The following is a 21,601-nucleotide window of genomic DNA, read 5'->3' on the forward strand; positions in this document are numbered from 1 at the left end:
CTCGCTCAGTCGTCGGCGATCGGATCGGAGGCTGCGCCCCCGCCGCGGGACGGCCCGTACCCCTCGCCCGTTCCGACTCGAGCGCGCTCGACGGTCGGCTCCTCGAGGACGTACTCGTTGCCCCGGACCCGAACGGTTTCGGCCGCGGACGGACGGTGCTGCGGGCCGGGGAGGCCCCGAACGAGCCGCCAGAGGGGACGGATCTGACAGAGGGCGAACCCGACGGCGATGAGTCCGAAGCCGAGCACCATCGCACTCGTGATCGGCTCGCCGAGCACCGCGGCGCCGAACCCCGCCGCGACGATCGGCGTCGCGTAGCTGACGAGGCTCGCGTCGGTCGGCCCGACGCCCTCGAGCAGGCGGAAGTACAGCAGGAACCCGCCGACGCTGCAGACGATCCCGAGGTAGGCGATCGCCGCGAGCGCCCCGCCGTTCCAGTCGACCCTCGAGAGCGCTTCCGTCGGGTGAACGAGGCTGAGGGCGTGGAGGATCCCGGCGCCGACGAGCATCGACCAGGCCTGCAGCGAGACCAGCGGCAGGGTCCGCGAGAACCGACGGGTGAGGACGGAACCGAGTGCGAACGCGACAGCCGCCCCGGACAGGAGCGCGACGCCCGCGAGCCGACCGCCGAGCGAACCGCCGGCGGCGGCGATGGCGGCGACGCCGACGAATCCGACCAGCAGGCCGAGCACGTCCGTCGCCCGGACCTGGTGGGACGGCAGCGCCGCGAGCGCGATCGCGGGCGTGACGATCGGTGCGAAGCTCAGGACGATCGCCGCGACGGCGCTCGAGACGTAGTTCTGCCCGAGAAACAGCAGGGCGAAGTGGACGCCGATCAGGAAGACGCCCGTCGTCAGGATCAGTCGAACGTCGTCGCGAGTCCGCGGACGCAGCCGGGCGCCGCTCGCGACGACCAGCGCGAAGAAGACGAGCGCGGCGGCGTCGAAGCGAAACGCCGCGAACAGCACCGGCGGCAGTGACTCCAACCCGATCTCGATCGCAGTAAAGCCCGATCCCCACACGATAGCCAGCAGTCCGAATACGAGTACGTCTCTTGTGTTCGTCATTTGCACCTCGCGCCCACCCGCAGGAAAGGCGACGTACTACCTACCCGGTGATAAAATAAATGACTTTCGGGGTGCGTGATATCACCTCCCACCTGTTCGCGCGGATCGGTGTCGCGCTTCGACGGCAGGGTTCGAGCGTGAGCCCTCGAGGCGGCTACTCGGCGGCCGCCTCCTCGCGCTCGCGGAGCTTGAACTTCTGGACCTTCCCGGTAGTCGTCCGGGGGAGTTCCTCGACGAACTTGACCTCGCGGGGGTGTTTGTACTCGGCGAGGTTCGTCAGGCAGTACTCCCTGATCTCGTCGGGCGTGACGTCGGCCTCGGGAGTCAACACGAGGTAGGCCTTGACGGTCTCCCCGCGGCGCTCGTCGGGGATGCCGACGACGGCGGCATCGGCGACGGCCTCGTGTTCGAAGAGCAACTCCTCGACCTCGCGCGGGTAGACGTTGTACCCGCCCGTGACGATCGTGTGTTTCTCCCGGTCGACGACGTAGAAGAAGCCGTCCGCGTCGCGGTATCCCAGGTCGCCGGTGTGGAACCACGTCTTGCCGTCGGCCTCGGTGAACGCCTCCGCGGTCGCCTCGGGCAGCCCGTAGTACCCCTTCATCACGTTCGGCCCGGCGACGACGATCTCGCCGGTGACCTCGTCGAGGTCGGCCTCGTCCTCGTCGAGCGGCCCCTCCTCGACGGGCGGAATCTCCTCGAAGTCCCCGTCGACGACCCGGGAGTCGACGCCGGGCAGGGACTTGCCGATGCTGCCGACGCGCCGGCCCTCGGTCGGACTGTTGAAGTGGGTGACCGGGCTCGTCTCGGTCAGCCCGTACCCCTCGTAGACCCGCACGTCGTACAGCTCCTCGAACCGCCGGAGGACCTCGACGGGGATCCCGGAGCCCCCGACGCCACAGAGACGCAGCGAGGAGAGGTCGAACGACTCGGCGTCGGGCTGGTTGATGACGTCGTTGTACATCGCCGGCACGCCGTGCATCAGCGTCAGCTCCTCCTCCTCGACGAGCGAGACGGCCTCCTGGGCGTCCCACTGGGGCACCGCGTAGTAGGTCCCCCCGCTGAACAGCGTCGCGTTCATGACGACGGTCATCCCGTAGATGTGAAACAGCGGGAGGACGCCGAGCTGTTTGTCCTCCGGGCGGATCCCCTCCGGAACGAGCTCGTTCGCCATCCGGGCGTTAGACTCGAGGTTGCGGTGGGTGAGCTCGACGCCCTTCGGTTGCCCCGTCGTCCCGCTGGTGTAGGGCTGGACGGCGACGTCGTCGTCGTCGCGCTCGACGACCTCGGGGGCGCCCGGCTCGAGGAACTCCTCGAACGGAATCGCCCCGTCGGCCTCCCCCTCGCCGACGCCGACGACGTGCTCGACGTCGGTCTCGTCGCGTACCTCCTCGACGAACGGGACGAGGTCGGTCAGCGCGACGACGACCTCGGCCCCGCTGTCGGCGAGCAGGTGACCGATCTCGCGGGCCTTGTACTGTGGGTTCATCGGCACGACGACGCCGCCCGCCCGCAACGTCCCGTGGAACGCGACCAGAAACGGCGGGACGTTCGGCAGGTAGATCGCGACCCGGTCGTCCTCGCCGACCCCGCGCTCGGCGAGCGCGGCGGCGAACGCTCCCGTCTGTTCCCAGAACTCCTCGTAACTGGTCTCGTTCCCCCGGAACCCGACGGCCGCGGCGTCGCCGTGCTCGCGGGCGGTCTCCGCGACGGCGTTGACAAGGTTTGCCATGTCTCACGACAACGTTTTCGCCCGTAGTAAAAAGCGTTTACACTGTTCGTCGGAGACCTGTCACTCTTACAGACGCTAAACCGTGTCGGGCAGGGGAACCGCTCGGTCCGAGCGCCGGCCCGAGGTATTTACTCTCACCGCCCCAACCTCGAGACGATGTACCAGCACGTCCTCGTGCCGACCGACGGGAGCGACGGAACGCGACGAGCGATCGCCCATGCGTTGACGATCGCGAACCGATTCGACGCGACGGTACACGCGCTGTCGGTCGTCCCCGAGGGACCGCTGGGAGCCCTCGAGAACCGGGCGGACGCGACCGCGGGGGCCCGTCGGGCCGTCGAGCGCGTCGAGCGCGAGGCCGCGCGCGACGGTGTCCCGGTACGGACCGCCGTCGAGAGCGGCGTTCCCCACGAGGCGATCCTCGAGTACGTCGACGAGGAGGGGATCGACATGCTCGTCATGGGGACCCAGGGCCGAACGGGGCTGGATCGGGTGCTGGTTGGGAGCGTAGCCGAGCGGGTCGTTCGCCTGGCGGACGTCCCCGTCGTCACGGTCCGGCTGACCGACGAGATCGAGATCGAGGACTCGGCCGAGGCGGAACGGCTGGCCCGCGAGCGGGCGGCGACGGAGGGGTACGCGGAGCTCTCGCTCCGGGAGCCACCCTACCGAACCAGCGGCACCTGGACCGTGACCCTCGAGAGCGATCGCGGACCCGTCGCGGTCGACGTCGACGCGGTCACGGGCGCCGTTCGAATCGTCGAATGAAACCGAGCGGCGCCGTATCCGCCCTGCTCGCGCCGAGAGCCTCGCCGAGGAAGGGGATTCGCACCGTACTGTAGATACCGGAGAGACACACCCACCCGTCGTTCTCGAGCCTACTCCCCGGACCGAAGGAGCGACGGGACGCCCTCCGAGTCGAGCCCCAGCGCGAGCCGGGCGGTGGCGACCGTCCCGAGAACGAACCCGGGGAACGCGACCGCGCCGAGGGCGATCGCCAGCGGGAGGCTGGTCGCGGCGGCGCCGACCGCGGCGTAGGCGCCGATCGCCGAGGCCAACAGCAGGCTCGCGCTCGCCGCTGCGCGGACCGCGTCGGGCCGTTCCGCGGCGCCGCCGTCGGCCTCGCCGACGCCGGAGAGCTCGAGGTACGGCCGAAAGAGCTCGAGTTTCTCGGTCGGTCGAACGATCCCGCGGGACTTGTTGTACTCGATGATCCCCTCCGAGTCGAGCTTCGGGAGGTGGGACTGGTACAGCGGGATGTAAACGCGCTGGCGCTCCGTGGAGGTCAGTTTCGCGACTGAGGTATCGTTCTCGATCGCGGCGACGTATTCGGCGACGTCGCGCATCCGGACCGGTTCGTCCTGCTCGAGGAGGTATCGGATCGCGTCCCGGCGACGGTTCGTCTGCAGGATGTGGAACACGTCGTCGTCGGAGAGTGACGCCGCCTCCGTCTCGGCGTCGTTCGCGGGGCGTGGTGGGTGGTCTGTCTGGAGGGACATCGTCTGCACTCAGACACAGCGATTATCGGTACATAGTCTTTTTCTTCCTTCTCCTAGGCTAAAATACTGTTCATTACTTATTGACTGGCGGATGACCGTCAGAATTTTTGTAAAAACAGTCATACGGAAGCCGGGTCGATCCGCCTGGGGCGGCGACATCGTTCGGGGCGGACGACCGCGTCGGGAATCCTGGGCCGAACTTGTTCGGGACCGACCGTTTGTCTGCTCGGCCCGTCGAGTCGGCTATGACAGCGCAGACTACTGCCGCGGCCGACCAGCAGGTAGGAGTGACGACCGTCGACGTTCGCTGTACCGGCCACGTTCGCGACGCCGTCGGCGCCTACGCCCTCGAGTTCGCGTTCGAGGGGACGACGCTTCGGGAGTTCCTCGAGGCCTTCTTCGAGGAGTACGACGTCGAGGAGATGCTCATCGCCGAAACCGAGGCCGACGCGACCGCCCACGGGTGGGCCCCCGTCCCCGACGAACTGCCGGGCACCTGGCGGAAGAACCCCGAGGGCGACCAGACCCGTCCCTACGCCCGCGTCTGTATCAACGGCCGGTTCAACGAGCACTTCGAGGGGTTCGAGACCGAACTCGAGGACGGCGACCGGGTGGCGATGATCTACCCGTTCATGTTCTGTTGTTGAGACGGGACGCGGTTCCGGGTCGTGACCGACGGCGATCCGTCCGCGCCGTCCGTCAGCGCTCGCGCACCCGGGGTGTTCCCTCGGTCTCCTCGTAGACCCGCGGCTCCGTCCCGCCGCGTTCTCCGGGGACGGTATCGTCTCCGCCCGCCTCGGCCTCACGCCCCCGCGCCGAGTACCGCACGACGTCGGCGGCCGGACAGAGCCAGACGTCGACCGCGTACCAGCCGAACAGCCGCGAGGCGCGCTCGTGGGCGGTCTCCTCGTCGGGCGCGACCACGGTGCCGACGTAGCTCAGCGGCTCGGTCTCCGCGTCGCGAACGAACACCTCCCACCGGGGTGTCGCAGTCGTTCGCTTTGCTCCTTCGACCTTCGAACGGATCGTCTTCTCGACCATACGCAAGCGCTCCGGGGGAACCCCGAAGGTCGTTTCGTCCGTTCTCGGGATTCTGGAACACCGCTCGCGGAGGCGAACGTGTTCCGCCGAGTTCTCGGGTTCCGAGAACGGGCTGGAAGGAATTTGCCCCGGCCGACGGCAGATCCAGCCGATGTACCACGTCGACACCTCGGAGCGACCGGTCGTGCTCATCTGGGAAGTGACGCAGGCTTGTGACCTCTCCTGTGACCACTGCCGGGCCGACGCACAGCCCGACCGTCACCCCGACGAGCTCACGACCGCCGAGGGGAAGCGCCTGCTCGAGGACGCGGCCGCGTTCGGGGAGGGACAGCTCGTGGTCCTCTCGGGCGGGGACCCGCTCGTCAGGGACGATATCGCGGAGCTGGTAGCCTACGGAGACGAGCTGGGGCTGCGGATGACGATGACGCCGAGCGGGACCCGCTCGCTGTCGGCCGAGCGGATCGAAGCGCTCGCCGACGCGGGGCTCAGGCGACTCGCGGTCAGCCTCGACGGAGCGTCCGCCGAGAGCCACGACGCCTTCCGCGGGGAGACGGGCAGCTTCGCGGAGACGATCCGGGCCGTCGAGGACGCGCGCAACGTCGGGATTCCGGTCCAGGTCAACACGACCGTCTGCCGGGAGACCGTCGGCGAGCTCCCCGCGATCCGCACCCTGTTGACCGAACTCGGCGCCGTGATGTGGAGTGTCTTCTTCCTCGTCCCGATCGGTCGGGGACGGGTCCTCGAGCCGATCGACCCCGCCGAGGCCGACGCCGTGATGCGGTGGCTCGCCGCCGTCGCCGAGGAGGAGCCGTTCGGGCTCAAGACGACCGAGGCGCCCCACTACCGCCGCGTGCTCGCGCAGCGCAGCGCGGACGACGACTCGGACGCGGGCGGACGGGCGGGCGTCATCGCGGGCGACGGCTTCGCGTTCGTCAGCCACGCGGGCGAGGTCTTCCCCTCGGGCTTTCTCCCGCGGTCGGTCGGCTCCGTCCGGGAGCGGCCCGTCCACGAGCTGTACCGCGAGGCGCCCCTGTTCGGCAAGTTACGGGACCGCGAGGCCCTCGAGGGGAAGTGCGGCGCCTGCCCCTACCGAACGATCTGCGGCGGCAGCCGCTCGCGAGCGTACACTCACACCGGAAACCCGCTGGCGAGCGACCCGCTCTGTCCGTACGTTCCCGAGGGGTACGACGGCCCGCTCCCCTGGGAACGCGAGTCGCCCAACCCGACCGCGTAAGGTGAAAGGCATGTCCGTCTCCGGGCCCTCGCGACGGTATGGATCGACGAACCGACGTCCTCGTGGTCGGCGGGGGCGCCACCGGCACCGGAATCGCCAGGGACCTCGCGCTTCGGGGCGTCGACGTCACCCTCGCCGAGCGCGGCGGGCTCTCGGCGGGCACCTCGGGACGCTCCCACGGCCTGCTCCACAGCGGCGCCCGCTACGCCGAGGCCGACGGGCCCGAGGCCCGAGCCTGCCTCGAGGAGAACCGCACGCTCGCCGAGATCGCGGGCGCCTGCATCAGGGAGACAGGCGGCCTGTTCGTCCAGTTGAGCGAGGACGATCCGGCCTACTTCGAGGCCAAACGCGAGGCCTGTAAGGAGGTCGGCATCCCGACGGAGGTCGTCGACGGCGATACCGCGCGGGAGGTGGTTCCGGACCTGAGCGAGGACGTCGAACGGGCGCTGCGGGTTCCCGACGGCGTCGTCTACCCCTCGCGGCTGGTCGCGGCGAACGCGGCCGACGCCCGCGAACACGGCGCCGACGTGTTGACCCACGCGCCCGTGACGGATATGCGACGCGAGGGCGGGCGGATCACCGAGGTCGAACTCGGCGGCGAGGTCGACGGAACGATCGAGCCGACGTACGTCGTCAACGCCGCGGGGCCCTACGCGTCGTCGATCGCCGAGCTGGTCGGCGCGACCGTCGAGCTCCAGCCCACGCGGGGCGTGATGGTCTCGGTCGACTACGACCGCCTCGAGCCGGTTCTCAACCGCTGTCGCGATCCCGACGACGGCGACATCGTCGTCCCCCACGACGACGAGGTCGTCCTCGGGACGACCAGCGTCCCCGTCGACGACCCCGAGGAGTACGAGCGAGCCGACTGGGAGGTCGAACGTTCCGTCGAGGAGTGTGCGAAGATGCTGCCCGCGGTCGCCGACGCCGCCCACCTGCGGACCTGGTGGGGCGTTCGTCCCCTCTACGAGCCCGAGGAGGCCGCGATCGACGCGCGGGGGATCTCGAGGGGCTTTCACCTGCTCGAGCACGGCGAGGAGGGCGTCGACAACCTCGCGACGATCGTCGGCGGAAAGCTGACGACCTACCGGAAGATGGCCGAGGCGACGGCCGACCTGGTCTGTGCGGACCTCGGCGTCGACGCGGACTGCGAGACCGCGACCCGGCGGCTCACCGTCGCGGACGATCCCGCCCGTCTCGACGACCTGGTCGCCGAGTTCGACGGCCAGGGGCCGACCGACGAGGACGTCGTCGGGAGCTGAGCGCTCACCCGTCGAAAAGACGCCTCGAACCGCTACTCGAGGACGACCAGCGTATCGCCCATGTCGACGCTCTCGCCTTCCTCGACGGCGATCTGGGAAACGGTGCCGCCACGGGAGGCGACGACGTCGTTTTCCATCTTCATCGCCTCGAGGACGACCAGCACGTCGCCGGCGGCGACCTCGTCGCCGACCTCGACCTCGACGCCGAGGATCGTCCCCTGCATCTCGGCGTCGACGGTCTCGCCGTCGCCCTCGATCTCGGTTTCGCCGTCGTCGCTTCCGCCCGCCGGTTCGGGCGGGCCGCCGGCCTGGGGCTGGGCCTGGGCGCCGCCGTCGCCGGCTGCGATCGCGGGCGCGCCGTGTTCCTCGAGGTTGACCTCGAAGCGCTTGCCGTTGACCTCGACGGTGAACTCCCGTTCGACGGCGTCCTCCTCACCGTCGGCGTCGGCGCTCTCGGATCCCCACTGCTCCTGGGCCTCGGCGATCCGGCTCTCGTCGAGCTCCTCGTCCAAGTACTTCGTCGTGTGGGTGCTCTCGACGAACCGCTCGTCGGTGAGCATCAGCCGGTGGAACGGGACGATCGTCGGGATCCCCTCGATCTCGTACTCGCGCAGGGCCCGCAGCGAGCGCTCGATGCACTCGTCCCGGTCCTCGCCCCAGACGACCAGCTTCGCGATCATCGAGTCGTAGTCGGTGACGAGCTCGTCGCCCTGCCGGAGCGCGTCGTCCATGCGGACGCCGATCCCGCCCGGCGGGTCGTACGTCGTCAGCGTGCCGCCTGTCGCGGGCGCGAAGTCGTTCGCGGCGTTCTCGGCGTTGATCCGGAACTCGATGGCGTGACCGTCGATGTCGACGTCGTCCTGGTCGAAGTCGATCGTCTGGCCCGCGGCGATCCGGATCTGGCGCTTGACGATGTCGATCCCCGTGATCTCCTCGGTGACGGTGTGTTCGACCTGGATCCGGGTGTTGACCTCGAGGAAATAGAAGTTCGCGTCCGGCCCCAGGGGTTCGTCCCGGCCGAGCTCCTCCTCGACGAGGAACTCGACGGTGCCGGCGTTGGTGTAGTCGGCCGCCGAAACGCCGCGGCGGGCGGCCTCGCCGATCTTCTCGCGGAGCGCGTCGGTCAGCGCGGCGGAGGGACCCTCCTCGATGACCTTCTGGTGACGGCGCTGGAGCGAGCAGTCCCGCTCGCCGAGGTGGCGGACGTTGCCCTCGCCGTCGGCGAGGATCTGGACCTCGATGTGGCGGGGGTTCTCGAGGTAGCGCTCGAGGTAGACCGAGTCGTTGTCGAAGTAGGCCTCGCCCTCGCGTTTGGCGCTCTCGAGTTGGTCCTCGACCTCGCTTTCGTCCCAGACGACCTTCATCCCGCGGCCGCCGCCGCCGCCCTCAGCCTTGATGGCGATCGGATAGCCGTGCTCCTCGCCGAAAGCCTTGACCTCCTCGGGGTCGGTGACGGGGTCGGTCGTCCCGGGAACGATCGGCACGTCGGCCTCGCTCATGATCGAGCGGGCCTTGGTCTTCTCGCCCAGCGACTCCATGGCCGAACTCGACGGTCCGATCCAGGTGATCCCCTCGGCGTCCTCGACCTTGCTCGCGAACTCGGCGTTCTCCGCGAGGAAGCCGTACCCAGGATGGATCGCGTCGGCGTCGGCCTTGCGGGCGGCCTCGATGACCGCCTCGTGATCGAGGTAGGAGTCCGCGGCGCGGGCCGGGCCGACGTTGTAGGCCTCGTCGGCGTACCGGACGTGCCCCGAGTCCTTGTCGGCCTCAGAGTAGATCGCGACGGTTCCGACGTTCAACTCCTCGCAGGCCCGCATCACCCGAACGGCGATCTCCCCGCGGTTCGCGACGAGAACCTTCCTGAACATTTCTGTCAGAACCGTCACGGGGTGCCTACCTTACTTTTTCGCAACGAATCGGTTAACCGACGGGTCGGGGTCGGTTTACAGCCGTCGCTGGGAGCGGCCCTACGCGCCATCGGTCCGACGCCGGGGGCGACCGACCCTGACTGCGGAGCGTGCGATCGGCGTCGCGGGGTCGGGCCGCCGATCGTCCCGCGACGGGCAGCCTCCTCGCCGACGAGCCTGACCGCGAACGGAGCGAGCTCGAGCGCCGCTCAGAAGCGGTCCGTCCGTCCGGCGGCCGACCAGGGATCGGTCGGCGCGTCCAGCGGGACGCGGACGTCGCGGTGCTGCTGGGTGCGCACGCGGCCGGCGAACGCCCAGCGGCGGTCCTGCCAGGTCGCCTCCTCGTCGGCCGCAGCGGCTGCGGCGGCGAGCGCCTGGTCGTGGAGGTGGGCGCCGATAGCGGCGACGATGGCCGCGGCCTCCTCGCTGTCGGCATCGTCGGGCAACTCGAGGTCGACGCCCTCCGGAAGCGCGCTCAGCGGGTCGCCGGCGGCCGCCGGTTGGTGCTGTGCGGTCATCTCAGAGCGGGATGTTTCCGTGTTTCTTGTCGGGGTTGTCCTCGCGTTTCGTCTCGAGCATCTCGAGGTCGTCGATCAGCCGCGGGCGCGTCTCGGTCGGGAGGATGACGTCGTCGAGAAAGCCCTTGTCCGTCGCCGTGTAGGGGTTGGCGAACTCCTCGCGGTACTCCTCGATGAGCTCGTCCCGGAGCTCGTCGGGATTCTCGGCCTCGGCGAGCTCCTCGCGGTAGAGGATATTGACCGCGCCCTGGGGACCCATGACCGCGATCTCGGCGGTCGGCCAGGCGTAGTTGACGTCGGCGCCGAGATTTTTGGAGGCCATCACGCAGTAGGCGCCGCCGTAGGCCTTGCGCGTGATAACCGTCAGCAGCGGCACGCTCGCCTCGGAGTAGGCGTACAGCAGCTTCGCGCCGTGACGGATGATCCCGCGGTGTTCCTGGTCGGTCCCGGGCATGTAGCCGGGAACGTCGACGAAGGTGACGATCGGGATGTTAAAGGAATCGCAAAAGCGGACGAATCGCGAGCCCTTCATCGAGGCATCGACGGTGAGCGTGCCGGCGTTGACGCGGGGCTGGTTCGCCACGAGACCCACGGAGCGGCCGTCGAGTCGGCCGAAGCCGACGACGATGTTCTTCGCGAAGTTCTCCGCGACCTCGAAGAACGAACCCTCGTCGACCACGCTGTCGATGACGTCGGTCATGTCGTAGGGCTTCTGTGGGCTGTCGGGGACGATCGACTCGAGGGCCTCGTCGCGCCGATCCGGGTCGTCCCAGGGGTCGACCCGCGGCGGATCCTCGACGTTGTTCTGTGGGAGGTAGGAGAGCAGGCGCTTGATGTCGTCCAAGGCCTGCTCCTCGCTCTCGCAGGCGAACTCGGCGACTCCGGTCTTGTCGGCGTGGGTCATCGCCCCGCCGAGTTCCTCGTGGGTGACGTCCTCCCCGGTGACGGTCTTGGTGACGCCGGGGCCGGTGATGTACATGTGGCTCGTGTCCTTCACCATGAAGATGAAGTCGGTGATCGACGGAGAGTAGACCGCGCCGCCGGCGCAGGGGCCCATGATCCCCGAGACCTGGGGGACGACGCCGCTGGCCTCCTGGTTGCGCCGGAAGATCTCGGTAAAGCCCGCCAGGCTCTTGACGCCCTCCTGGATGCGGGCGCCCGCGGAGTCGTTGAGCCCGACGATGGGGGCGCCGACCTCCATCGCCATGTCCATCACCTTGCAGATCTTCTCGGCGAAGACCTCGCCCAGCGAGCCGCCGAAGACAGTGAAGTCGTGGGCGAAGACGAAGACGGTTCGGCCGTTGACCTCGCCGTACCCCGTGACGACGCCGTCGCCCGGAACCTTCTTCTCCTCCATCCCGAACTGGCTGGTCTGGTGGGTCCGGAGCTGGTCGAACTCCGTGAACGTGCCCTCGTCGAGGAAGTAGTCGATCCGCTCGCGGGCGGTCATCTTTCCTTTCTCGTGTTGCTTCTCGATGCGCTCCTCGCCGCCGCCCTTCCGGGCTTCCTCGCGGAACTCCTCGAGCTCCTCGATGCGATCCTCCATCGTCATGCCGAGAGCACCTCCGTCGGTTGCATACGCGGTTGTGTGACGACCATTATGAAAAGAATTCCGTAACCTGCCACAATTGATCGGGAACGAATGCCCGAGAGCGGCATTCTACAAAAGTTATATATAGCCGTCTTTTAAATAGTGACCCATGGTACAACGCGAAACATGGGCCACGAGAACGGGGTTCATCCTCGCCGCCGTCGGGAGCGCGGTGGGGTTGGGGAACATCTGGCGGTTCCCGTTCGTCACGGGCGAAGGCGGGGGTGCAGCCTTCCTGATCGTTTACTTGCTGTTCGTCGCGCTCGTCGGATTCCCGGCGATCCTCGTCGAGTTCGTCGTCGGACGGCGCACCGAGCGGAACCCGGTCGGCGCCCTGATGCAACTGGGGGGGAACGTCTGGAAGTACGTCGGCGGCGTGTTCATCGTCACCGGGTTCGTCATCCTGTCGTACTACAGCGTCGTCGCCGGCTGGTTCGTTCGGTACTTCCTCGAGGGCTTTCGCGACAGCTACGCCGGGCACCTCGCGGGCTACGAGAGCGCGGCAGCGGAGGCCGGCGAGCCCGCGGCCGCGATCATGTTCGCCGACTTCTCGACCGGAACCGGCGCGTTCCTGTTTCACACGCTGATCATGGCGCTTTCGATCGTGATCATCGCGCTCGGCATCCGTCGCGGGATCGAACTCGCGGTGAAGGCGATGGTGCCGGCGATCCTGCTGCTCCTCGGCGGGATGGCCGTCTGGGCGTTCACGCTTCCGGGCTCCGGGGCGGGGTACCAGTACTACCTGTCGCCGGATTTCGGCGTCATCCTCGAGAACTGGCAGAGCCTGCTGCCCGCGGCGGCCGGCCAGGCGTTCTTCACGCTCTCGCTCGGGATGGGCGTGATGATCACCTACGCGTCCTACCTCGGCGAGGATCGTAGTCTGACCAGAGACGCCGCCACCATCGTCGGGTTCGACACCGGAATCGCGTTCCTGGCCGGACTGGTCGTCTTCCCCGTCTTCTTCGCGGGCGGTATCACCGAACCCGGGGCAGGCGGCGCCGGCGCGATCTTCGTCTCGATGACGGACGCGTTCGCGGGCCTCCCGGGCGGTCGCCTCCTCGGGATCCTGTTTTTCGGAACCGTCGCCATCGCGGCGCTCTCGAGCGCGATCTCGCTGCTCGAGGTCGTGACCGCCTACGTCATCGACGAGAAGGGCGTCGAACGGTGGAAGGCCGCCCTCGGGATGGGGACGGTCGTCTACCTGCTCGGGGTGCCGGTGACCTTCGACCTGATCTTCCTGGACCTGCTGGATCTCTTCGCGAACGGGATCCTGCTGGTGTTCGGCGCGCTCGTCCTGATGGTGCTGGTCGGCTGGATCACCCCGTCGTTCGCCGTCGAGGAGCTCTCGAAGGGGATCGGCGACCTCGGGGTGTGGGGCCAGGCGTGGATCTGGGCGGTTCGCGTCCCGATCATCGTCGTCCTCGTCGTGACGCTGTACCTCGGGGTGACGGACTACGTCGACTTCCTGACCCAGGACTTCGCCGGCTGGATCGGCGAGAACCTCTAGCCGGTCGGCGCCGACTCGTTTTCTGCGAACGGACGTCGGTCGTCCCGGCTCCGGAGGCGACTCGGGATCGACCGCGCTAGGCCTCGCCGTAGACGGGGATCGCCGCGCCGCTCGTTACCGCAGCGCCGTCGCTACAGAGAAACGCCAGCACGTCGGCGATCTCGCCCGGATCGACCCACTTCTCGTGGTCGGCGTCGGGCATCATCTCCCGGTTCATCGGAGTGTCGATCACGCTGGGCATCACGCAGTTTGCCCGGACGATCCCCTCGTTTTCGGCCGCCAGCGTCTCCGTGAGCAGCCTGATCCCCGCCTTGGTGATCCGGTAGGGGCCGTCGCCCTCGCCACCCTCGAGCGACGAGCGGGCGCTGATACTGACGATCGACCCCTCCGAGTCCTGCAGGTGGGGCAGGGCGTGTTTCGAGGCCAGAAACGCCGTTTTCAGGTTGACGTCCACCAGGAGTTCGAACTCCTCGAGGTCGGTATCCTCGATCGGCTGCCCGCCCCGCCAGGTCCCCGCGACGTTACAGAGGTGATCGAGTCGTCCGTGGTCGTCGATCACCTCGTCGACGAGCCCCGAGACCGCCGCCTCGTCCGTCAGGTCCGTCTCGTAGAAGTGGGTTCGGTCGTCGGGCTCGAGCAGGCTGTCCTCGTCGTCGGGTTCGACGACGTCAACGGCACAGACGGTCGCGCCGGCGCTCCGGAAGCGATCGACGACCGCGCTGCCCAGGGCCCCGCTCGCGCCGGTGACGATCGCGACCGTGTCGGTGAACTCGACCTCGAACGACGTTTGCGGACACATGTCACCTCCCTCCACGCCCACGTAGATCAATCCCCCGCCGGAAGCGCCCGAGCGCGGTTCAGAACTCGCGGGGAGGGAGCGAAACCCGCCGAAACCAGAACTGCTCGATCGCGCTCGCGACCCGCTCGAACTCGCCGGGATCCGACGGCTTCGCCAGGTAGGCGTTCGCGGCCCGCCGGTAGCTCTCGGCGATGTCGTCGGTGGCGCTCGAGTCGGTCAACACGAGCACCGGGATTCGGACCAGCGCCTCGTCGCCGCGGACCGCCTCGAGGAACTCGAACCCGTCGACCGCCGGCAGATCCAGCGCCAGCAAGACGAGATCCGGGGCCGGCTTCGATCCGTCGGCTCGCTCCTCGAGGTACGCAAGCGCCGCCTCGCCGTCCGTCCGAACCTCGATCGTCGTGGTCGTCGAAACCGACTCGAACGCCTCCTGCGCTCGCCGAGCGTCGTTCGGGTCGTTCTCGATCAGCAACACCCGGACGCTCTCCTCGGAGCCGACCCCGTGTGTCGACCGTTTCAGCGCCGTGGACTTCCGGGCCGAGAACTGTTTACTCTCCATAACTTCAAACTATACTGACAGTATGCACAGTCCACCCATATAAGCTTGTATACCATTCAGACATAATATATAGTATACATTTATGAAATAATCTCTGAGCCCCGGTTCCAGCCGAACGGAAGCCGATCGTTCGAGCGGCGGACGTCCGCGAACCCGACCGCGGGTCGATCCGGTTCGAGACCGCTACGAGAGCTTTCCACAGGCCCACGCCGCTCGGTCCCGGACGGTCGACTCGGGGTCTCCGGTCGCGAGCGTCGAAAGCCGTTCGCGGGCCTCGGTGACGTTCCCGTGCCCGAGTGCAGTGCAGGCGCTCGCGCGAACGTACGGGTGGTCGTCCTCGAGCAGCGCGAACAGCCGCGAGCGCACGGGCTCGACGACCGACGGCTCGGCGGCGGCGACGCGGCCGAACGTCACCGCCGCGTTCGCGCGGGTCTCGGGGTCGTCGCTCTCGAGAGCCGGGTGGATCCGCCGACAGACCGGTTCGACGGCCTCCGGCCGTCGGTGGGCGACGTCGGCCAGACAGCCGACCGCGTTGCGCCGGAGCTTCGGGCCGTCGCGGTCGGCGAGGTCGACGGCGTGGTCGACGAACGCGAGCGAGGACAGGTCGGCCTCCGAGCGCCCGAGACGACCCAGCGCGGACAGCGCGGAGACGGCCCCGTCGTCGGGTTCGGGCGCCACCGTTTCGGTCAGCAGCCCGAGGGCAGGCTCGAGGGCTTCCGGGCGTGCCCGTGCGACGTGTGCCAGCGTTCTGATCCCCCGGACGTCGCCGTCCCGGGCTCGGGTCACGTCGACGATCGCGGGGACGTGCTCGGCGACCGCGGTCGGCCGCTCCTCGGCCACGGCGGCGAGACTCCGCAACAGCTCCCCCGTCGCCGACGTTCGCTCGTCGTCGACCGCGGCCGCGACGATCGCGTCGATCGACGGGGCGACGTCGGACGGGGCCTCGACGGCCAGCTCCGCCAGGGAGTACGCGACTTCCTCCCGCAGTTCGAATTCGGGATCGTCGAGCAGTTCCCGGAGCTTCGGTACCGTCGGCACGTACGTACACGGCACCTCGTCGACGCCGTCCCGAACCCGCAGGACGGCGTCCCGTCTGGTTTCCGGATCCGTAGCATCGAGCTGGCTCAACACCAGCGGCAGATCTACCGCATCGGATCGCCGTCGCTGTTCGACGGCGGGTCCCCCATCCCGATCCATCTCGTCTACCCTATCTCTGAAAATCAATAAAAGCGTTACGACTGTCCGCCGCTCGAGAGAGAGTTCTCAGGCGAGCCACTCCTCGGGTTTGGTGTCGTAGTCGACGTCGTCTGCTGCGAGGTGTTCGACCTCCTCCCAGGGGACGTCCTCGATCGTCGCCTCGTCGCCGTCGTAGCGGATGAGCTTTCCGCGCTCTTCGGGTTCCGGCTCGCGGTTGCGCCGCTTCGCGACCTCGACGTCGTGTTCGTCGACCTCTTTGACGATCGTCAGCAGGTTCACGGGCCGTCCCCAGAGTTCGAAGACCCGCTTGAGCGTCTCGCGGGCCTGCCCCAGATCGAGCACGACGCCGTTGTACTGGTGGCCCAACAGCAGTTCGTTGGCGTTGTTGTAGTTGCCGTCATAGACCGCAATCGTCGGCTTCCCGAAGTTGGTGAACTGCAACAGGAGCTTCTTTTTGACGTCCTCGGCGGCGTCGCTGGCGACGTGGAACTGGCCCGTCGCCTGGGAGTGCTCGTAGGTGAAGTAGTTGTTCTCCGTGATGAACTCCTGGGTGAGGAACTCGTCCAAGAAGGTGACGTCGTTGTGGCTCTCCCGGACGTCGTACATCCGATCCCAGCCCGCAGTGAAGTCGACGTCGGCCAGCGCCTCCTCGACCGAGGCGTAGCGGGCGTCGTCGAAGAGGTAGCGACCGATCCGCTCGAGTTCGTTCTGGTTCACGCGAGCGAGGAAGCCGCGGTGCTGGCGCTTGACCAGCGAGTAGTGCCGGCGAGCCAGCCCCTCGTAGGTGAGCAGCTTCCAGGGGTAGTTCTCCACGTCGACCTCGCCCGCGCGGGCGCGCTCGAGCGCCTCGCGGTCGACCCACTCCTCGGGCAGCTCGGCGAGCTCGTCGAGCCCGTCGGCGTCGACGCTCGCCAGCGCCGCGGGCGGCTCGAGGAACTCGAGCACCGCCTCGAAGTCGACGACGTCGGTCAGATTCCGCCAGGTGATCCCCTCGACCCGGAGCAACCGCTCGAGGACCTCCCGGCGGTTGGTCGTGTTCTCGACGTACTCCCACAGCTCCAGTCCGAGGCTGTAGGGGTTGAGCCCGCCCGAGGCGAGCACCTTCGCCATATGGTCGGCGTAGTTGACGAACTCGTCGTCGCCGGCGAACCCCTCGTCGGTCATCATCGCCGACTCCCAGTAGGCGGCCCACCCCTCGTTCATCACCTTCGTCATCTTCTGGGCGGCGAAGTAGTACGCCTCCGCCCGCATCATATCCAGCACGTCCCGTTGCCAGGGCACCATCTCGACGGCCCGCTCGGCGTCCTCGTCGTACTGCTTGCCGTGCTCGCGGACGAACGAGAGCAGGTCCTTCTGGGGTTCCTCGGGGAAGTTCGAGGGGACGTCCTCGCCCTCGAGTTTCTCGAGCCACTCCTCGTCGAACACCTCGCCTTTGATCTCCTCGGAGAGTCCCAGCTCGTCGAGCTTCGCGGCCACGTCCTCGTCGATCTCCTCGACGGGGCCGTCGCCGTCCAGCCGCCGGGTGAACACTTGGTGTTGGTCGATGTTGTCCTCCAGGGAGAGACAGTGGTCGATCCACTTCTCGACCTCGGCCCGGTCGATCTCGGGGTCGGACATGTACTCGTCGATCGCCCGGGCGTGGCGCTCGAGCATGGCCGCGGCGTCGACCTCCTCCTGGTCGGAGCGTCCGCTCGTAAAGAGGCCGAACCACTCGTTGTTCGCGAAGAAGTCGGAGTGGGCCTCGACGTGGGTGATGACGGCCTTCTGGTCGGCCAGCGTGTTCGACTCCTGGAGGAACGCGTGGGCCGGGTTGTCGTTGTTGACGATCTCGAAGGCCTTTCCGCCGCCGTACTGGCCCTGCTTTCGTTGCTTGTCGTACTGCATCCCCCACCGCCAGTGGGGGTATCGCGACTGGAACCCGCCGTAGGCGATGAGCTCGTTCATCTCGTCGTAGTCGACGATCCAGTAGTTGACCGGGTACGGCTCGAGGCCGAGCTTCCGGGCGAGGTTCCGGGCCTCGGTCACGGGCTCCTCGAGGTCGGTCGCGATCGCCTGCTTGCGGAATCTGTCGGCGTTCGAGTTCGAGTTACTCATTCGTATCGTCCTCCGTGCTGAGGATCTCGTAGATCGCGTCGGTCACGTCGTCGGCACCGTTGACGTACGCCACCGCGACGTCCTCGGCGTCGGTCCCGAAGTGACGCTCGAGCTCCTCGGCGTGGGTCGCGTTGATCGCGTTGCCCGACGGCTGGGTCTCGACGTAGGCGTGGAGGTTCGCCGGAATCGACTCCATCAGCGGGATCACCCGCTCCTCGGTGTCGTTCGAGGAGTTCTCGGAGTCGCCCGCGGCGAAGACGTAGCGGTTCCAGTCGCTCCAGGGGTACTCCTCGAGCAGCTCCTGGGCCAGTTCGTACGCGCTCGAAATCTTCGTCCCGCCGCCGGAGCGAATGCCGAAGAACTCCTCGCGCTCGACCGCCCAGGCCTCGGCGTCGTGGGCGATGTAGACGAACTCGGCGTTGTCGTACTTGCCCGTGAGATACCAGTCCAGCGGGGTGAAGGTGCGCTCGACGAGCTCGCGTTTCTTCTCGCGCATCGAGCCCGAGACGTCCCGGATGTTGACGACGACGACGTTCTTCTCTTTCTCCTCGATGATCTCGGGGTGGCGGTAGCGCTCGTCCTCCCGGCGGAACGGGACGTGTTTGATCCCCTCCCGGCGGATCTTCGCCTGGACGCTCTCGCGTTCGACCTCGTCCTCGAGTTCCTCGATCGAGGCCCACACGCCGCGTTCGGCCGGCGGGATGTCGTCGTAGGCGTCTTCGATCCAGGCCATCGACACCGGGATACGCTCGCCGCGGGCCCACTCGAAGACGTCCCGGGGACCGAAGCCGTCGACCTTGCAGACCTCCCGCAGAAAGTCCTCGTCGAAGTCCATCGCGAGCTTGCGCTTGAGCCCCTCCTTGAACATCCGCTCGAAGTCGAGCGTGCTGTCGGGACCGGTGCGCGTGAGGTCGGTGAACGGACCCTCCTTCTCCTCGACGACCTTCTTACCCTTCGGCTCGAGATCGAGCCCCAGCTCCTCGTCTAACTCCTGGGCGAACTCCTCGGGGTCCATCTCGTAGTACTCGTGGTCGCCGCCGTCCTCGCCGGGCTCGTCGCCGTCGCCGTCGTCGTCGCCCTCTCCCGGCTGGGGCTGGGGCTGGCCGACCGGTTGCCCGACGTCGGGCGTGTCGCCGTCGCCCTGGCCGACCCCGCCCTGATCGCGCTGATCGTACTCGAACTCCGGCAGCGAGACGATCTTGACGGGGATCTGGATCCGTCCGCGCCCGCCCGCGAGGTCGCCGTACTTGATGAAATCCGCCAGGTCCTCGCGGCGCTGTTCGCCCACCTCCCGGAACCGCTCGAGGTCGTCTCTCAGTCCCATCGGTAGCTCACCTGTCCCATGACGTGCCTGCTGGTCAGTTCGGCCGACGCCTCGGAGTAGTCGAAGCGGTCGACCATCGTCGCGATCGTCCGCCGCTTGATCGAGTCGGTCTCCGTGCCGCCGGGCGGATCGTCCCACTGGCGGGGATCGAAGTCCTCGAAGGTTCGCTCGACGTCGTCCCAGTCGTGGCTCTCGAGGACCGACTTGATCACCGGAATCGCGGTGAGGTCGACGTCCTGGACCGAGAAGTCCTCGTCGCGGTGTTCCCACGCGTGGCGGTTCAGCGACGTGATCACCTTCTCGCGCCGGAAGTCGCGGACGCTCTCCCGGGGCTCGTTGCCCTCGTACTCGGCCTCCGAGAAGCGTCCCAGGTGTTCGACCTCGAACAGCTTCATCTTCAGCGGGTCCGGCTCGACGCGCTCGCCCCGTTCGTTTTGCAGGGGCTCGTCCGTCTCCCAGGCGTAGACGTGTTCGACGTACTCGGCGACGGTCTCCTCGTCGACGCGTTTCTCGTGCATGATCGCCTCGATGACGTCGCTCTCCTGTCGGTCGAAGACGTAGTTCTTCACCGGGACGACTCGGTTCTCGAACTCCGAGCGCTCGCCCGCCGAGAACACCGGCGCCTCGGAGAGCCCCTCGGCCATCGCGTTGAGCACGTCCCGGGGCATGACGACGTCCTCGACGGCTAAGTCGGCGTGGTGGCGGTCGCGGTCGGTCTGGAGCAACTCGGCGAGGGTGTCCCGCGTGTAGGTGACGGGGATCCCGCCGTCGCCGTCGTCGCCGTCGTCGGCGAAGTCGAACTCCTCTTTCTCGCGTCGGGTGTCGCCCTCCTGGAGGTAGCCCTGATCGAAGATCAGGGCCTTGTCGACGAGGTCTAACCCGTTGGGGAGGTCCTCCTCGTCGAGCCGAGTGACGACCGCGTACAGCGCCGCGGCCTCGATCGCGTGCGGGGCAAACTCCCGCCGTCGGGGGTCGCCGTCGCGGTCCTTGACCGTCGCCGTCACCGGCTCGCGGATGCGATCGGCCAGATCGAGGTAGTTCTCCGCCTCCCAGACCGACGTCTCCGCGGTCAGCTCCCGGCGGATCAGCTCCGTCTCGAGGCTCAGATTCGTCAGGTAGCCGAACTGGTGGCGGTCGAGCCGGCGTTTGAGCGCCTTCAGCGGGTCCATCCCGTTGCGATCGGCGTGCTGGTTGAGCTGGGCCTCCAGATCGGGGTTCGAGATGATCAGCATCTGGGTGTCGAGGTCCATCCCGATCCCCTGGTCGAGTTTCACCGACTGCTCATCGGGGACGTTCAGCAGCTTCTGGAGCAGGTCGGCGTGCTGGGCCGCGTCCTCGACAATCGAGAGGACGCCGTTGCCCTGCGAGAGGACGCCGTCGTAGCTGAACGCCTGCGGGTTCTTCCGCCCTCTGGAGTCCAGCTCCTGGAGCATCCCGTGCATCCACGAGCCGACGAGTCGCTCCTTCGGCCGACCGTCGTCCTCGCTGTGGAGGACGCCGACGCCCTGGCCGACGTCGACGACGTAGTTTTTCACGCGGAGGTGCTGCTCGTCGGCGATCGCCGAGAACAGCTCGTCTTTCCCCTCGCGGCGGTAGTGCTCCTCGAGGTAGTCGTAGGCCTCCCGGGAGAACGGATCGAGTTCGGCGTCGACCCGGACGGGGACGTGGTCATCGAGGCCGTCGTTCAACTCCTCGAGCAGCGCCTCTCGAACCGCGTCGGGAAACACCGACAGCGGGTGGGCCTGGACCGGACTCTCGTACCAGTGGCTGTCGTCGGTCGTCGTCGGATCGGCGCCGTAGCTCAGCCCGCGCTCCTCGACGTCGGCGGTGGTGACGTTCCACTCGACGGTGTAGCGCCGGCCCTCGGGCGTCTTCGAGTACTCGCGCAGCCCGTTGACCAGACAGCGCTTGAGTTCGGACTTGCCCGTCGCCGTGGGTCCCTCGAACCAGATGATCTTCTCGTCTTTCGCCCGCCCCGCGGCGATCGCCCGGAGATCGTCGACGAACCGATTCAGGACCTCCGTGTTGCCCAGAATTGCGTGCTCGCCGTCGTTGTGCGGGTCGTCGAAGAAGCGGTAGCGCTCCTTCTCCTCGCCCTCCTCGACCACGGTGCGAGTGCCGGCCGCCTCGATGGCCTCGAGCAGGTACTTCGAGGCGTGGGAGGCGATCGTCGGGTTCTCGAAGACCCGGTCGACGTAGGTCTCGAGACCCATCGGCTCCTCGTAGGTCTCCTCGAGGGTGCGGTCGGCCGCGCTGACGTAGTCGCGTTCGGTCAT

The 21,601-nt window shown here is 67.8% G+C and carries 18 protein-coding genes; 5 read left to right on the forward strand and 13 right to left on the reverse strand.

The window, feature by feature from the left end:
- Nucleotides 1-5 precede the first annotated feature (5 nt).
- Both GWG54_RS10160 and GWG54_RS10165 read right to left on the reverse strand, forming a co-directional pair.
- The gene (locus GWG54_RS10160) at nt 6-1,067 is read right to left on the reverse strand and encodes a DMT family transporter (RefSeq protein WP_167937662.1); all 1,062 of its coding nucleotides are present in this window, start codon (nt 1,065-1,067) and stop codon (nt 6-8) included.
- 154 nt (nt 1,068-1,221) lie between these two features.
- A complete protein-coding gene (locus tag GWG54_RS10165) occupies nt 1,222-2,799 on the reverse strand; it encodes a long-chain fatty acid--CoA ligase (protein ID WP_167937663.1) in 1,578 nt (525 codons plus the stop codon).
- Between the two features lie 156 nt (nt 2,800-2,955).
- Here GWG54_RS10165 and GWG54_RS10170 point away from each other — a divergent pair, with 156 nt between their 5' ends.
- Entirely contained in the window at nt 2,956-3,564 is a 609-nt protein-coding gene (locus GWG54_RS10170; RefSeq protein ID WP_167937664.1) for a universal stress protein, read from the forward strand.
- A 110-nt stretch (nt 3,565-3,674) separates the two neighbouring features.
- Here the strand turns inward: GWG54_RS10170 and GWG54_RS10175 are convergent, their stop codons facing one another.
- Nucleotides 3,675-4,295 carry a hypothetical protein gene (locus GWG54_RS10175; protein WP_167937665.1) on the reverse strand — a complete coding sequence of 207 codons (621 nt, stop codon included), beginning with the start codon at nt 4,293-4,295 and terminating at the stop codon, nt 3,675-3,677.
- Nucleotides 4,296-4,540: 245 nt separating this feature from the next.
- Between GWG54_RS10175 and GWG54_RS10180 the strand changes: the two genes are divergently transcribed.
- On the forward strand, nt 4,541-4,942 hold the full coding sequence (locus tag GWG54_RS10180; protein WP_167937666.1) for a MoaD/ThiS family protein: 402 nt from the start codon (nt 4,541-4,543) through the stop codon (nt 4,940-4,942).
- Nucleotides 4,943-4,994: 52 nt separating this feature from the next.
- On the opposite strand, the gene GWG54_RS10185 is transcribed toward GWG54_RS10180, so the two are convergent.
- Nucleotides 4,995-5,336 (reverse strand): Htur_1727 family rSAM-partnered candidate RiPP, encoded by a 342-nt coding sequence (locus tag GWG54_RS10185; protein WP_167937667.1) that lies wholly within the window; start codon nt 5,334-5,336, stop codon nt 4,995-4,997.
- Between the two features lie 151 nt (nt 5,337-5,487).
- Here GWG54_RS10185 and GWG54_RS10190 point away from each other — a divergent pair, with 151 nt between their 5' ends.
- Both GWG54_RS10190 and GWG54_RS10195 read left to right on the forward strand, forming a co-directional pair.
- The gene (locus GWG54_RS10190; protein ID WP_209438382.1) at nt 5,488-6,570 is read left to right on the forward strand and encodes a radical SAM protein; all 1,083 of its coding nucleotides are present in this window, start codon (nt 5,488-5,490) and stop codon (nt 6,568-6,570) included.
- Nucleotides 6,571-6,608: 38 nt separating this feature from the next.
- Complete coding sequence (locus GWG54_RS10195; protein ID WP_167937668.1) at nt 6,609-7,829, forward strand: FAD-dependent oxidoreductase; 1,221 nt, start codon at nt 6,609-6,611, stop codon at nt 7,827-7,829.
- A gap of 32 nt (nt 7,830-7,861) precedes the next feature.
- On the opposite strand, the gene GWG54_RS10200 is transcribed toward GWG54_RS10195, so the two are convergent.
- From GWG54_RS10200 to GWG54_RS10210, 3 genes are all read right to left on the reverse strand, one after another.
- Nucleotides 7,862-9,697, reverse strand: coding sequence for an acetyl-CoA carboxylase biotin carboxylase subunit (locus GWG54_RS10200; protein ID WP_167937726.1), 1,836 nt, complete (start codon nt 9,695-9,697; stop codon nt 7,862-7,864).
- Between the two features lie 248 nt (nt 9,698-9,945).
- A complete protein-coding gene (locus GWG54_RS10205; RefSeq protein ID WP_245242782.1) occupies nt 9,946-10,254 on the reverse strand; it encodes a hypothetical protein in 309 nt (102 codons plus the stop codon).
- 1 nt (nt 10,255) lies between these two features.
- Nucleotides 10,256-11,800 carry an acyl-CoA carboxylase subunit beta gene (locus tag GWG54_RS10210; RefSeq protein ID WP_167937727.1) on the reverse strand — a complete coding sequence of 515 codons (1,545 nt, stop codon included), beginning with the start codon at nt 11,798-11,800 and terminating at the stop codon, nt 10,256-10,258.
- Nucleotides 11,801-11,954: 154 nt separating this feature from the next.
- Here GWG54_RS10210 and GWG54_RS10215 point away from each other — a divergent pair, with 154 nt between their 5' ends.
- Entirely contained in the window at nt 11,955-13,352 is a 1,398-nt protein-coding gene (locus GWG54_RS10215) for a sodium-dependent transporter (RefSeq protein ID WP_167937669.1), read from the forward strand.
- A gap of 76 nt (nt 13,353-13,428) precedes the next feature.
- Here the strand turns inward: GWG54_RS10215 and GWG54_RS10220 are convergent, their stop codons facing one another.
- The 6 genes from GWG54_RS10220 to GWG54_RS10245 form a co-directional block, all read right to left on the reverse strand.
- Nucleotides 13,429-14,151, reverse strand: coding sequence for an SDR family oxidoreductase (locus GWG54_RS10220; RefSeq protein ID WP_167937670.1), 723 nt, complete (start codon nt 14,149-14,151; stop codon nt 13,429-13,431).
- A 58-nt stretch (nt 14,152-14,209) separates the two neighbouring features.
- Nucleotides 14,210-14,710 (reverse strand): response regulator, encoded by a 501-nt coding sequence (locus GWG54_RS10225; RefSeq protein ID WP_209438383.1) that lies wholly within the window; start codon nt 14,708-14,710, stop codon nt 14,210-14,212.
- A 183-nt stretch (nt 14,711-14,893) separates the two neighbouring features.
- Complete coding sequence (locus tag GWG54_RS10230; RefSeq protein ID WP_167937671.1) at nt 14,894-15,907, reverse strand: HEAT repeat domain-containing protein; 1,014 nt, start codon at nt 15,905-15,907, stop codon at nt 14,894-14,896.
- Nucleotides 15,908-15,973: 66 nt separating this feature from the next.
- Nucleotides 15,974-18,001, reverse strand: coding sequence for a SpoVR family protein (locus GWG54_RS10235; protein ID WP_167937672.1), 2,028 nt, complete (start codon nt 17,999-18,001; stop codon nt 15,974-15,976).
- A complete protein-coding gene (locus tag GWG54_RS10240; RefSeq protein ID WP_167937673.1) occupies nt 17,994-19,325 on the reverse strand; it encodes a YeaH/YhbH family protein in 1,332 nt (443 codons plus the stop codon). The genes GWG54_RS10235 and GWG54_RS10240 overlap by 8 nt, the downstream gene beginning before the upstream one ends.
- Nucleotides 19,316-21,601, reverse strand: coding sequence for a PrkA family serine protein kinase (locus GWG54_RS10245; RefSeq protein WP_167937674.1), 2,286 nt, complete (start codon nt 21,599-21,601; stop codon nt 19,316-19,318). The genes GWG54_RS10240 and GWG54_RS10245 overlap by 10 nt, the downstream gene beginning before the upstream one ends.

The organism is Natronococcus sp. JC468, assembly GCF_012163165.1.
Taxonomy (GTDB): domain Archaea; phylum Halobacteriota; class Halobacteria; order Halobacteriales; family Natrialbaceae; genus Natronococcus; species Natronococcus jeotgali.